Source organism: Butyrivibrio sp. AE3003 (assembly GCF_000686065.1).
Classification (GTDB): Bacteria; Bacillota; Clostridia; order Lachnospirales; family Lachnospiraceae; genus Butyrivibrio; species Butyrivibrio hungatei_A.
On record NZ_JMLX01000001.1, the window covers coordinates 1,845,075 to 1,858,146 of the forward strand.

General features: G+C 43.6%; 11 protein-coding genes and 1 other annotated feature. All 11 genes read right to left on the reverse strand.

The window, feature by feature from the left end; genetic code table 11:
• Nucleotides 1-117: 117 nt before the first annotated feature.
• The 11 genes from rpoC to rpmG all read right to left on the reverse strand — a co-directional run bounded on the left by rpoC (nt 118) and on the right by rpmG (nt 13,067).
• Nucleotides 118-3,837 (reverse strand): DNA-directed RNA polymerase subunit beta', encoded by a 3,720-nt coding sequence (gene rpoC, locus CD00_RS0108965; RefSeq protein ID WP_051594286.1) that lies wholly within the window; start codon nt 3,835-3,837, stop codon nt 118-120.
• A 53-nt stretch (nt 3,838-3,890) separates the two neighbouring features.
• Complete coding sequence (gene rpoB / locus CD00_RS0108970) at nt 3,891-7,763, reverse strand: DNA-directed RNA polymerase subunit beta (RefSeq protein ID WP_026655665.1); 3,873 nt, start codon at nt 7,761-7,763, stop codon at nt 3,891-3,893.
• A gap of 300 nt (nt 7,764-8,063) precedes the next feature.
• Complete coding sequence (rplL, locus tag CD00_RS0108975; protein ID WP_026655666.1) at nt 8,064-8,438, reverse strand: 50S ribosomal protein L7/L12; 375 nt, start codon at nt 8,436-8,438, stop codon at nt 8,064-8,066.
• Nucleotides 8,439-8,506: 68 nt separating this feature from the next.
• Complete coding sequence (rplJ, locus tag CD00_RS0108980; RefSeq protein ID WP_026655667.1) at nt 8,507-9,085, reverse strand: 50S ribosomal protein L10; 579 nt, start codon at nt 9,083-9,085, stop codon at nt 8,507-8,509.
• Between the two features lie 22 nt (nt 9,086-9,107).
• Nucleotides 9,108-9,244, reverse strand: a sequence feature (ribosomal protein L10 leader region).
• A 47-nt stretch (nt 9,245-9,291) separates the two neighbouring features.
• The gene (locus tag CD00_RS17815; RefSeq protein WP_207640470.1) at nt 9,292-10,125 is read right to left on the reverse strand and encodes a CapA family protein; all 834 of its coding nucleotides are present in this window, start codon (nt 10,123-10,125) and stop codon (nt 9,292-9,294) included.
• A complete protein-coding gene (locus tag CD00_RS17820) occupies nt 10,112-10,537 on the reverse strand; it encodes a hypothetical protein (RefSeq protein ID WP_034462047.1) in 426 nt (141 codons plus the stop codon). The genes CD00_RS17815 and CD00_RS17820 overlap by 14 nt, the downstream gene beginning before the upstream one ends.
• A 182-nt stretch (nt 10,538-10,719) precedes the next feature.
• Nucleotides 10,720-11,409: a 50S ribosomal protein L1 gene (gene rplA / locus CD00_RS0108990; protein ID WP_026515652.1), complete on the reverse strand. Its 690-nt coding sequence runs from the start codon at nt 11,407-11,409 to the stop codon at nt 10,720-10,722.
• A gap of 13 nt (nt 11,410-11,422) precedes the next feature.
• A complete protein-coding gene (rplK, locus tag CD00_RS0108995; RefSeq protein ID WP_026655669.1) occupies nt 11,423-11,848 on the reverse strand; it encodes a 50S ribosomal protein L11 in 426 nt (141 codons plus the stop codon).
• A 142-nt stretch (nt 11,849-11,990) separates the two neighbouring features.
• On the reverse strand, nt 11,991-12,617 hold the full coding sequence (nusG, locus tag CD00_RS0109000) for a transcription termination/antitermination protein NusG (protein WP_081670765.1): 627 nt from the start codon (nt 12,615-12,617) through the stop codon (nt 11,991-11,993).
• 12 nt (nt 12,618-12,629) lie between these two features.
• Nucleotides 12,630-12,884: a preprotein translocase subunit SecE gene (secE, locus tag CD00_RS0109005; protein WP_081670766.1), complete on the reverse strand. Its 255-nt coding sequence runs from the start codon at nt 12,882-12,884 to the stop codon at nt 12,630-12,632.
• A 33-nt stretch (nt 12,885-12,917) separates the two neighbouring features.
• Nucleotides 12,918-13,067, reverse strand: coding sequence for a 50S ribosomal protein L33 (gene rpmG / locus CD00_RS0109010; protein WP_026515656.1), 150 nt, complete (start codon nt 13,065-13,067; stop codon nt 12,918-12,920).
• Nucleotides 13,068-13,072: the final 5 nt, after the last annotated feature.

Genomic DNA, 13,072 nt, shown 5'->3' on the forward strand with positions numbered 1-13,072 from the left:
CCTCCTGTTTTGATGTAAAACATATATGCATACAACAAAGGGGTAAAAAATCACCCCTTTGAAAGTACACGCAATTATAAAGTATAAGTATAAATCAAAATAATGTCAACTTTTTTATTATTCGTCTTCGGATACAGAAACTTCCTCGTCGAAATCATCATCATTGACAATTACTTCGTCATCTAAATCTCTCTTCTTTTTCTTAAGAATGAGCTTCTCAGAATCTGCAAAGTTTGCGTCGGTATTAAGAGGAGTATTTCTATATCTCTTCATACCTGTACCTGCAGGGATCAACTTACCGATAATAACGTTCTCTTTAAGTCCGATAAGTGGATCAACCTTTCCTTTGATAGCAGCATCCGTAAGAACCTTAGTTGTTTCCTGGAAGGAAGCAGCTGACAAGAATGAGTTTGTTGCAAGAGCTGCCTTTGTAATACCAAGTATTACCTGCTTGCCCTCTGCAGGTCTCTTTCCTTCAGATATAAGTGCTTCATTGCTGTCCTCAAAGTCAAGCACATCTACAAGTGTTCCGGGAAGGAAATCTGTATCTCCGCTCTCGTCGATTCTTACCTTCTTGAGCATCTGACGAACGATAACCTCGATATGCTTATCGCAGATATCAACACCCTGTAAGCGGTAAACTCTCTGAACCTCTCTTAAGAGGTAATCCTGTACTGCACGAATTCCCTTGATCTTAAGAAGATCGTGAGGGTTAACTGAACCTTCAGTAAGTTCATCACCGGCTTCAATTGTTGTTCCGTCCTGAACCTTGATACGTGATCCGTAAGGGATGAGGTAAGCTTTTGACTCGCCGGTCTCATCATTTGTTACGATAACTTCACGCTTCTTCTTTGTATCTCTGATCTCAGCTCTTCCGTCAAGTTCTGAGATGATTGCAAGTCCCTTAGGCTTTCTTGCCTCGAACAACTCCTCTACACGGGGAAGACCCTGTGTGATATCGCCACCGGCAACACCACCTGTATGGAATGTTCTCATGGTAAGCTGTGTACCGGGCTCACCGATTGACTGAGCAGCTATGATACCAACTGCCTCACCAACCTGTACTGCCTCACCTGTTGCCATGTTAGCACCGTAGCACTTAGCACAGATTCCGTTGTGTGAACGGCAAGTAAGGATTGTACGGATCTTAACTGCCTCAACAGGCTGTCCCTTAGCATTAACACCTACTGAAAGGATCTTAGCGGCACGGGAAGGAGTAATCATATGATTCTTCTTAACGATTACGTTTCCGTCCTTGTCCTTGATAGTCTCACATGAATATCTTCCTGTGATTCTGTCCTTCAAAGGCTCAATTGTCTCCTTACCATCCATGAATGCCTTAACTGTCATTCCGGGGATAACATCCTTATCGGCGCAGCAGTCAATGTCACGAATAATAAGTTCCTGTGATACGTCAACCATTCGACGTGTAAGGTATCCTGAATCGGCTGTTCTAAGAGCTGTATCTGACAGACCCTTACGAGCACCGTGAGCTGACATAAAGTATTCCAAAACGTCAAGACCTTCACGGAAGTTTGACTTGATAGGAAGCTCGATAGTACGACCTGTTGTATCAGCCATAAGTCCACGCATACCTGCGAGCTGCTTGATCTGCTGGTTACTACCACGGGCACCTGAGTCAGCCATCATGTAGATATTGTTGTACTTATCAAGACCTGCAAGAAGCACATCTGTAAGTTCCTTATCGGTCTCCATCCAAGTATCAACAACTGCACGATAACGCTCTTCATCAGTGATAAGACCACGACGATAGTTTGTTGCGATCTTATCAACTGTAGCCTGTGCTTCATCAAGCATCTGCTGCTTCTGCGGAGGCACAGTCATATCAGCGATTGAAACGGTCATAGCTGCTCTTGTTGAGTAGTGATAACCTGTAGCCTTGATATTATCAAGAACCTCTGCTGTCGCGAATGTTCCGTGTGTATTGATCATAGCGGTAACAATCTGCTTAAGCTGCTTCTTACCAACCATGAAATCTACTTCAAGCTTAAATGCATTCTCAGGATTGCTTCTGTCTACAAATCCAAGATCCTGAGGAATGATCTCGTTAAAGAGGAATCTTCCGAGAGTTGACTCTACGATTCCACTCTCAACTGTTCCGTCAGGCTTATTTCTCTCCATCCTGATCTTGATTCTGGTCTGCAATGTGCAGTATCCGTTCTCATAAGCAAGAATTGCTTCGTCTACGCTCTTGAAGAACTTGCCTTCACCCATAGCACCGGGTCTTTCCTGTGTAAGATAGTAGATACCAAGTACCATATCCTGTGTAGGAACGTTTACAGGGCCACCATCTGAAGGCTTAAGCAAGTTATTAGGTGAGAGCATAAGGAATCTACACTCAGCCTGTGCCTCTACTGAAAGAGGAAGGTGTACAGCCATCTGGTCACCGTCGAAGTCGGCGTTGAAAGGTGTACATACAAGAGGATGAAGCTTAATAGCCTTACCTTCTACAAGGATAGGCTCGAAAGCCTGAATACCAAGTCTGTGAAGTGTGGGAGCACGGTTAAGCATAACGGGGTGCTCTTTGATAACATCCTCAAGTACATCCCATACCTGCTCATCAAGTCTCTCAACAAGCTTCTTGGCATTCTTTATGTTCTGTGAAATTCCTCTGGAAACAAGTTCTTTCATAACGAAAGGCTTGAAAAGCTCGATAGCCATTTCCTTAGGAAGTCCACACTGATAAATCTTAAGTTCAGGTCCTACTACAATAACTGAACGTCCTGAATAGTCAACACGCTTACCGAGGAGGTTCTGACGGAATCTTCCGGACTTACCCTTAAGCATATCTGAAAGTGACTTAAGCGCTCTGTTTCCGGGTCCTGTAACAGGTCTTCCTCTTCTTCCGTTATCGATGAGGGCATCAACAGCTTCCTGAAGCATTCTCTTCTCGTTGCGAACGATGATATCAGGTGCACCGAGATCAAGAAGTCTCTTAAGTCTGTTGTTTCTGTTAATAATTCTTCTGTAAAGATCGTTAAGATCTGATGTAGCAAAACGTCCACCGTCAAGCTGTACCATGGGACGAAGATCCGGAGGGATTACAGGAATGCAATCCATGATCATCCATGCAGGAAGGTTTCCTGACTCTCTGAAGGCTTCTACAACCTCGAGACGCTTGATGATTCTTGTTCTCTTCTGTCCGCTGGAAGTATCAAGGCCTTCCTTAAGCTCCTGATACTCTTTTTCAAGATCGATATCAAGGAGAAGCTCTTTTATAGCCTCGGCACCCATTCCTGCACGGAACTTAGGGCCCCACTCCTCTCTCGCATCCTGATATTCTTTCTCTGAAAGTACCTGCTTGTACTCAAGTGTTGTCTCACCGGGATCAAGCACTATGTAAGAAGCAAAGTACAATACCTTCTCAAGTACACGGGGTGAAAGATCAAGAATAAGTCCCATTCTGCTGGGGATACCCTTGAAGTACCAGATATGTGATACAGGAGCTGCAAGCTCGATGTATCCCATTCTTTCACGACGTACACTGCTCTTTGTGATCTCTACGCCACAACGGTCGCAGACAACACCCTTATATCTAATCTTCTTGTACTTACCGCAGTGACATTCCCAATCCTTGGTAGGTCCAAAAATTCTTTCACAGAACAGACCGTCTCTTTCAGGCTTTAATGTTCTGTAGTTAATTGTTTCAGGCTTGGTAACTTCTCCGCTCTTGGGATCGTTATCAATTCTATGAGCCCAGCTTCTGATCTTCTCAGGAGAAGCAAGACCAATCTTGATTGAGTCGAAAGTCATCGGCTGATAGGTCTGCTGCTGGGTTGTTCTTCCACTTGAAGCCTCATTTATTGCTTTATTCATTGTTGAATCAGACATTCGTAACCTCTTTTCTTTGCTTTGTTAGTTACTGCAAATCACTCGTCATCAGATGCATCGCCAAAATCATCAAAACTGTCATCTGAATCAAAGTTTCCGGAATCCTCAACTTCCGATACAAGTTCACCACTTTCATCGAAACGCTGCTGTGTATATCCGTTTGCCTCAAATGATTCCTGTCCATAGTCACGACCTGCGTTATCGCCTTCGATCTCTGTGCGATAATCAGAATCTGTATAATCAACGCTCTCTTTGATTTCAACTTCTGTGTTGTCTTCGCGAAGAACTTTGATGTCAAGTCCGAGTGACTGAAGCTCCTTCAAGAGAACCTTGAATGACTCAGGTACTCCGGGTTCAGGAATATTGTCACCCTTGATAATAGCTTCATATGTCTTAACACGTCCTACAACATCATCAGACTTAACTGTAAGAATCTCCTGCAATGTGTATGCAGCACCGTATGCTTCCAGCGCCCAAACTTCCATCTCACCGAAACGCTGTCCACCGAACTGAGCTTTACCACCCAGAGGCTGCTGTGTAACAAGTGAGTAAGGACCTGTTGAACGAGCATGGATCTTATCGTCAACCAGGTGATGGAGCTTAAGGTAATGCATGTGTCCGATTGTTGTCGGGCTGTCGAACTTCTGACCTGTTCTACCGTCACGAAGCTGAACTTTTCCGTCCGATCTGATCGGAACACCCTTCCAAAGCTCTCTGTGATCCCTGTTCTCATATAAGTAATCCATGATCTCAGGAACAACAATATCTTTGTACTTAGCTTCAAAGTCTTCCCATGAGCTGTTAACGTAATCGTTAGCCATCTCAAGAGTATTCTGAATATCTATCTCGTTAGCACCGTCGAAAATAGGTGTTGCGATGTTAAATCCAAGTGCCTTAGCAGCAAGTGAAAGGTGAATCTCGAGGACCTGTCCGATATTCATACGGGAAGGAACGCCGAGAGGGTTAAGCACGATGTCGAGAGGTCTGCCGTTAGGAAGATAAGGCATATCCTCGATAGGAAGTACGCGGGAAACGACACCCTTGTTACCGTGACGTCCGGCCATCTTATCACCTACGGAAATCTTTCTCTTCTGTGCTATATAGATACGAACTGCCTGGTTAACACCGGGTGAAAGCTCATCTCCGTTCTCTCTTGTAAATACCTTCGCATCAACGATGATACCGTACTCACCGTGAGGAACCTTAAGAGATGTATCCCTTACTTCTCTTGCCTTCTCACCGAAGATTGCTCTAAGGAGTCTCTCTTCAGCTGTAAGCTCTGTTTCTCCCTTAGGAGTAACCTTACCCACAAGGATATCACCTGCACGAACCTCAGCACCGATACGGATAATTCCGCGATCATCAAGATCCTTGAGTGCGTCATCACCGACACCGGGAACGTCTCTTGTAATCTCTTCAGGTCCAAGCTTGGTCTCACGAGCTTCTGCTTCATATTCTTCGATATGTACAGATGTGAATACATCGTCACGTACAAGTCTCTCTGAAAGAAGAACAGCATCCTCGTAGTTATAACCTTCCCAAGTCATGAAACCGATAAGAGGGTTCTTACCGAGTCCGAGTTCTCCCTGTGAAGTTGAAGGACCGTCGGCAATAACCTGTCCTGCTTCAACATGGTCGCCCTTAAATACGATAGGTCTCTGGTTGTAGCAGTTACTCTGGTTAGATCTCTGGAACTTAATAAGATGGAATTCTTCTTTTTCTCCATCATCATATGTCATCTGAATAAGCTTACTGTCAACAAAGTCAACAGTTCCGGCTTTTCTTGCGACTACGCAGACACCTGAGTCAACAGCTGCCTTACGCTCCATTCCTGTTCCTACTGCAGGAGCTTCTGTTGTAAGAAGCGGCACCGCCTGACGCTGCATGTTTGATCCCATGAGAGCACGGTTAGCATCGTCGTTCTCAAGGAAAGGAATAAGTGCTGTAGCTACTGAGAATACCATTCTCGGAGACACGTCCATGTACTCAAATGCAGTCTTAGGATATGCTGATGTCTCCTCTCTGTAACGACCGGAAACTGTGTTGTTCTTAAAGTATCCGTTTTCGTCAAGAGGTGTATTAGCCTGAGCTACATGATAATTATCTTCTTCATCTGCTGTAAGGTATTCAACCTCGTCAGTTACTCTGGGATTTTCAGGATCTGACTGGTCTACTTTACGGTATGGAGCCTCAACGAAACCATAATCATTAACTCTTGCATAACTTGCGAGTGAGTTGATAAGACCGATGTTAGGTCCTTCAGGTGTCTCGATAGGGCACATACGTCCATAGTGTGTATAGTGTACGTCTCGAACCTCGAATCCGGCTCTGTCTCTTGAAAGACCACCGGGTCCCAAAGCTGAAAGACGTCTCTTATGTGTAAGCTCACCAAGAGGGTTGTTCTGGTCCATGAACTGTGAAAGCTGTGATGAACCAAAGAATTCCTTAACAGCTGCCTGTACAGGCTTAATGTTGATAAGGATCTGAGGAGAAACTTCCTCTGTATCATGAGTTGTCATTCTCTCACGAACAACTCTCTCAAGTCTTGAAAGACCGATACGATACTGATTCTGAAGAAGCTCACCTACGCAGCGGATACGTCTGTTGCCCAAGTGATCGATATCATCGTCATTACCGATACCGTATTCAAGGTTGATGTTATAGTTGATAGAAGCAATGATGTCTTCTCTTGTAATGTGCTTGGGAACAAGCTCATGCACACGCTTCTTGATTGTCTCAGCAAGGCCCTCGGGATCGTTCTTTGCTGTATACTCATCAAGAATTTCTTTAAGAACAGGATAATAAACATCCTCATTGATTCCGAGTTCAGCGGGGTCGCACTCAATGAAGTGTGTAATATCAACCATCATGTTTGAAAGAACCTTAACATTGCGCTCTTCCTCCTGAAGGTATACATAAGGAATAGCACAGTTCTGGATCTCTGTTGCAAGTGCGCGGTCAACCTTAGTACCTGCAGATGCGATCATCTCACCTGTAAGCTCGTCAACTACGTCCTGTGCAAGCACATGACCATTAATTCTGTTCTTGAAATGAAGTTTCTTATTAAACTTATATCTTCCTACCTTAGCAAGGTCATATCTTCTTGAATCGAAGAACATTGCATTGATAAGACTCTCTGCACTCTCTACTGAAAGAGGCTCGCCGGGACGGATTTTTCTGTACAGTTCAAGAAGGCCGCTCTGATAATCTGATGAAGCGTCCTTAGAAAAGCTTCCCTGAATCTTGGGCTCATCACCAAAGAGTTCGAGAATTTCTTCATTTGTACCTATTCCGAGAGCTCTGATAAGAACTGTTACGGGAACCTTTCTGGTTCTGTCAACTCTCGCGTAGAATACGTCGTTGGAGTCTGTTTCATACTCAAGCCATGCACCTCTGTTAGGAATAACAGTACATGCTATAAGTTCCTTTCCAACCTTATCGTATGTGATATCGTAGTAGATACCGGGGGAACGTACCAACTGACTGACTATAACTCGCTCGGCTCCGTTGATAACGAACGTGCCCGTCGCAGTCATAAGAGGAAGGTCGCCCATAAATATTTCATGTTCCGTAAATTCGTTCTTTTCCTTGTTGTGAAGGCGAACCTTTACCTTTAAAGGTGCAGCAAATGTTGCATCTCTCTCCTTGCACTTCTCAATCGTATTCTTATTTTTGTCAATCTCATCCTCACAAAGCTTGAAATCAACAAATTCCAGACTGAGTTTGCCACTGTAGTCCTCAATAGGAGAGATATCGTCAAAGACTTCTTTCAAGCCTTCGTCGAGAAACCACTGATAGGAATTCTTCTGAACTTCAATCAGGTTTGGCATCTCCAGGACTTCCTTCTGGCGCTGGAAGCTCATTCGGATGTTCTTACCAGAGCCGGTAGGATGTAATCTGTTTTTTTCCATTGACATTCACCCCGTTCTTTAAGTTTTTTTGATATTGATAAAGACTCTTACCTGCAAGACAGTATAAAAATGCACAGTAAGACACACTACACCATAATAGTGCATCATCCATTGTACTTCTATAGAAACTTCATGTCAAGCAAAATTTAATATTTGCTTTCAGAAATTTTAGAAAATTTAGATTTTATGAAGCCTAAAGATTATCAGCTTCAGTAACAGAACCCTGAAAGAGCTGATTTAAAGAAAGTAAAAGACGGACTGCTTATAGCAATCCGCCTTTGAATTTGCATAAAGATTAAATTACTTAAGAGTAACCTTAGCGCCTTCAGCCTCAACCTTAGCCTTGATCTCATCAGCCTCAGCCTTTGAAGCGTTCTCCTTGATTACCTTAGGAGCGCCCTCTACGAGATCCTTTGCTTCCTTAAGTCCAAGACCTGTGATCTCACGAACAACCTTGATAACCTTAACCTTGTTAGCACCAACCTCTGTAAGCTCAACGTTGAACTCAGTCTTCTCTTCAGCACCTGCTGCGCCAGCGCCTGCTGCTGCAACTACTACTCCAGCTGCTGCAGATACACCGAACTCTTCCTCGCAAGCCTTTACAAGATCATTTAATTCAAGAACTGTTAACTCTTTGATAGCATCAATAATTTCTGCTGTAGACAACTTTGCCATTTTTATACCTCCGTATAGTTTTATTCATAAATATTATATGTTTCGTTTTTTACGAAGCCTTGCACAGATTACTCTGCTGCAGGTGCTTCAGCTGCAGCTTCCTCAGCTGCGGGTGCTTCAGCTGTTTCAGCCGGAGCAGCTTCCTCTGTTGCAGGAGCTTCCTCGCCACCCTTCTCTGCGATCTGCTTGATAACGCGAGCGAAGTTTGTGATAGGTGACTGCATAGAGCCAAGCAACTTTGAAAGAAGAACATCCTTTGAAGGGATCTCAGCGATTTCTGTCATTGCTGCTGCGTCATAGAATTTACCTTCTATAACACCACCCTTAATCTCAAGGGCCTTAGCCTGCTTAGCGAAATCATAAAGGACACGTGCAGGTGCTGCAGGATCTGTTGTAGATACAGCCATTGCACTAGGTCCGTTGAGGAGATCTCCAAGCTGCTCGAAATCTGTTCCCTTGAACGCGAAGTTCATCATTGTGTTCTTATAAACCTTGTAAGTTACGCCTTCTTCACGAAGCTTCTTACGAAGTTCTGTATCCTGCGCAACAGTAAGTCCGCGGTGATCTACAAGAACAACTGCCTGAGCATCTTTGATCTTCTCTGAAATCTCTTCAACTACAGGCTTTTTAAGTTCAACCTTTGCCATTTTTTTACCTCCTTTTAGAATAAATTCCGAAAAAAAAACTCTCGAAGACATCGAGAGTTGAAAAGTCTGAAACTTTAACTTTTCCTCGGCAGGCGCTTGATAAACATTATGTTCTATAAATAGAACACCTGCTGTCTTCGGCTTAGTTCTGCTTTTCTACACAAAACCTCATATAATTTAACACAGATAAGCCGTATTGTCAACACTTATTTGGGACTGATATTACCTTTTGCATCCATATTTATTCCGGGCGACATCGAACACATCGAATCCATGATACGTCTCTTCTCCTCTCCGCTTGCCGCAAAGACCGTACACCCCTGCTGAATTCCGGGGATAAACTGAAGATTGACGTTTCCGTCATTATGAATTGTGGCCTTCACCATGCATGTATCCTGCGTTTTGGAAGTAAAAATGTAATTTCCCAAACTGTACACAACCGGAACACCGTTTACATAGTCGATCGGTTGAAGTATATGGGGATGAGATCCGATTATAAGATTAGCTCCCGCATCTGCAATCTCTATTGCCTGATCTCTCTGAAGATAGTCTATTTCCGTTGTGCTCTCCGTTCCCCAATGTATAAACACGACAACAAATGCATTCTTCTCTCTTGCTTCTCTGATTCTTTCAAGTAAAAGAGAATCATCAAGACATCTGAAAACTCCGGGAGACTCCCCCGTTGCACCCTTCGTATCGGGATTAGAAAGTCTCTCGATCTGCGTTGCGCAGATAATTGCTATCTTCATTCCGTTCTCAGTCAGATAATATATGGGATGCGAAGCTTCATCAATATTTTTTCCCGCTCCGCCATAGATAACTCCCGCGTCATGAAGCGCTGTAAAAGAGTCCAAAAGAGCCTGCTCGCCATAATCATATGCATGATTATTTGCAAGCGATACCATATCAACGCCCATCTCATTCAAAACTTTTGTTGTCTCAGGCCTTGCCCTGAATGTATAAGTTTTTCCCTGAAGCGGCTCGCCGCCGTACGAATAAGGGAACTCATTATTGACGAGCATAAGATCAACATTTCTCATCTCGGAAAGAAGCTTTTTTCCAAAAAACACCTCTCACAGAATCCCCATGTTTCTTGAAAGCTTCTCCGACTGCGTAATTGTCGTCAAAGAGAATATCTCCCGCAAAGCCGATAGTCACAGCATCCTTGTCTTTTGTCTTTATAGAATACGAATATGCTTCATCGCCTTCGTATACTTCTGCAGCATTTCCTGCATTTTCATCTCCGGCAATTGCAGCATTTTTTGCCTGACCTGCTTCGGGTATAACATCCCATACCGAAAGAATACTCTCGGTATCACTCGACGATCCGTCGAATAAAGCAACTATTCCGATTACAAAAATCCCACTAAATACCACAATCAGGAATGTTGCCGCAAATGCGAACGATGCATTTCTTAAAGTTTTTGTGTTTTTAGCAAAATGTTGTTTCATAACAAAGAGTATACCACAATATATTGTGAGAGCAAAATATCGAAAAGTCTGGGATTCTCACTAAGCTCGCCATGGCTCGCACTAGCCTCGAAAAAAACCTCGGCAGGTTCTCTCAGCCAAGTGCTCTGCTCAAAAAAAGAACGAGTCCTCAGACTCGTTCTTTAATGTATTCAGTATGTTTATCAATACTTGTTTGCTACAACCTTTACGCCGGGGCCCATTGTTGTTGCAAGAGTGATGCTCTTGAGGTACTGACCCTTTACGGATGAAGGCTTAGCCTTTGCAATTGCATCCATAAGTGCGTTGAAGTTCTGCTCAAGCTGTTCCTCTGAGAAAGAAGCCTTTCCAACAGGAACATGAATGATGTTAGCCTTATCAAGTCTGTACTCGATCTTACCGGCTTTGATATCATTAACAGCCTTAGTTACATCCATAGTAACTGTGCCTGCCTTAGGGTTAGGCATGAGACCCTTAGGTCCGAGAACCTTACCGAGACGTCCTACAACACCCATCATATCAGGTGTAGCAACTACAACGTCGAAATCAAGCCATCCTTCGTTCTGGATCTTAGGAATAAGTTCCTCTCCACCAACGAAATCTGCTCCGGCAGCCTGAGCCTCGTCAAGCTTTGTTCCCTTAGCAAATACAAGAACCTTAACAGTCTTACCTGTTCCGTTAGGAAGAACAACAGCGCCTCTGATCTGCTGATCAGCGTGACGGCTGTCACAACCTGTCTTGATATGAACTTCTACAGTTTCATCAAATTTAGCAGTTGCTGATTTCTTAACAAGAGCTATTGCATCAGCGGCTTCATACTGCTGTGTCTTATCAATAAGCTTAGCAGCTTCTAAGTATTTCTTTCCGTGTTTCATCTCTCATCCTCCATCAGTCTTCTACTACGATTCCCATACTACGTGCTGTTCCAGCGATCATGCTCATAGCAGCCTCGATATCAACAGCATTAAGGTCAGGCATCTTTGTCTCTGCAATCTTTCTAACTTCTTCCTTAGAAATAGTTGCAACCTTAGTCTTGTTAGGAACTCCTGAACCCTTCTGGATCTTAGCAGCTTTCTTAAGAAGAACTGCTGCAGGTGGAGTCTTTGTGATGAATGTGAAACTTCTGTCTGCATATACAGTGATAACTACAGGGATGATAACGTCACCCTTGTCTGCTGTACGTGCGTTAAACTGCTTTGTGAATTCACCGATGTTTACACCGTGCTGACCAAGTGCGGGTCCAACCGGTGGTGCTGGTGTTGCTTTACCAGCCTGGATCTGTAACTTAATGTATCCTTCGACTTTCTTTGCCATTTTGGCACCTCCTGAAAATATGTGGTCGGCGCATCATCTCCTGGAAACGATGCTCCCACTCCAGTGACATGCCCCAAACAGGGCTATATATCCAAGCGCTCTCGCACTTAAATATCAAAAAATAAATGATCTGCTATACAAATCAGCTGTCAATTCTTCTTACTTCAGCGAAACTGATTTCTACAGGTGTCTCACGTCCAAAGAGATCTACGTTAATGGTAGCTGTCTGCTTACCAAAATCCATTCTCTGAACAACACCCGCTGTATCCTTCCAAACTCCGGCTACAACTGCAATCTCATCACCAACACCGAAATCAACAGAAACTGTATCTGTCTTGATTCCGAGAGGCTTGATCTCAGCATCTGTAAGAGGAACCGGCTTGCTTCCGGGACCTACGAAACCGGTAACACCACGTGTGTTACGCACTACATACCATGTCTCATCGTTCATATCCATGTTCACAAGGACATAGCCGGGGAACATCTTTCTCTGAACGTTCTTGCGAACGCCATTCTTAACTTCAACTACATCCTGAAGAGGGATCCTTACTTCAAAGATCTGATTCTCAAGATGTCTGTTAATGATGGCACTCTCAAGGTTATCCTTAACCTTCTTCTCGTATCCGGAATATGTGTGCACAACATACCAATGAGCGTTTTCGTTCGTATCAGTACTCTGTGTTTCAGCCGCTGCCTCATTGTCTGCGGAAGCGGTTGAATCTGATAATACCTCATCAGATTCAAAAGACTTTTCCATCTCTTCTGACATATTATCTCCTTATTATTTAGAAACAGACATTAAAAGATTAATGCCTTCTTCAAACGCATAGTCCAATACAGCTATCAAGATACAGCAAACAATAGAAGCAACCACAACTGCGGTTGTCTGCTTAACAACATCATCTTTTGTAAGCCAGATAATCTTGCCAATTTCCGCTTTTACGCCTTCAAAAAATCCTCTAATCTTGTCAATGAATGACTTGCCGGATTTATTTGAAGTTTTGGACTTGTTCTCTACTACCTTGGTCTCTTCCATACCCGCAGTCTACCTCCTATACAAGGATGAAAATTACTTTGTCTCTTTATGTAAAGTATGAGCTTTGCAGAAAGGGCAATACTTCTTCATCTCAACACGATCAGGATGTGTCTTCTTATCCTTTGTTGTGTCATAGTTACGATTTTTGCACTCTGTGCAAGCCAATGTAATTCTTGTACGCATTATCT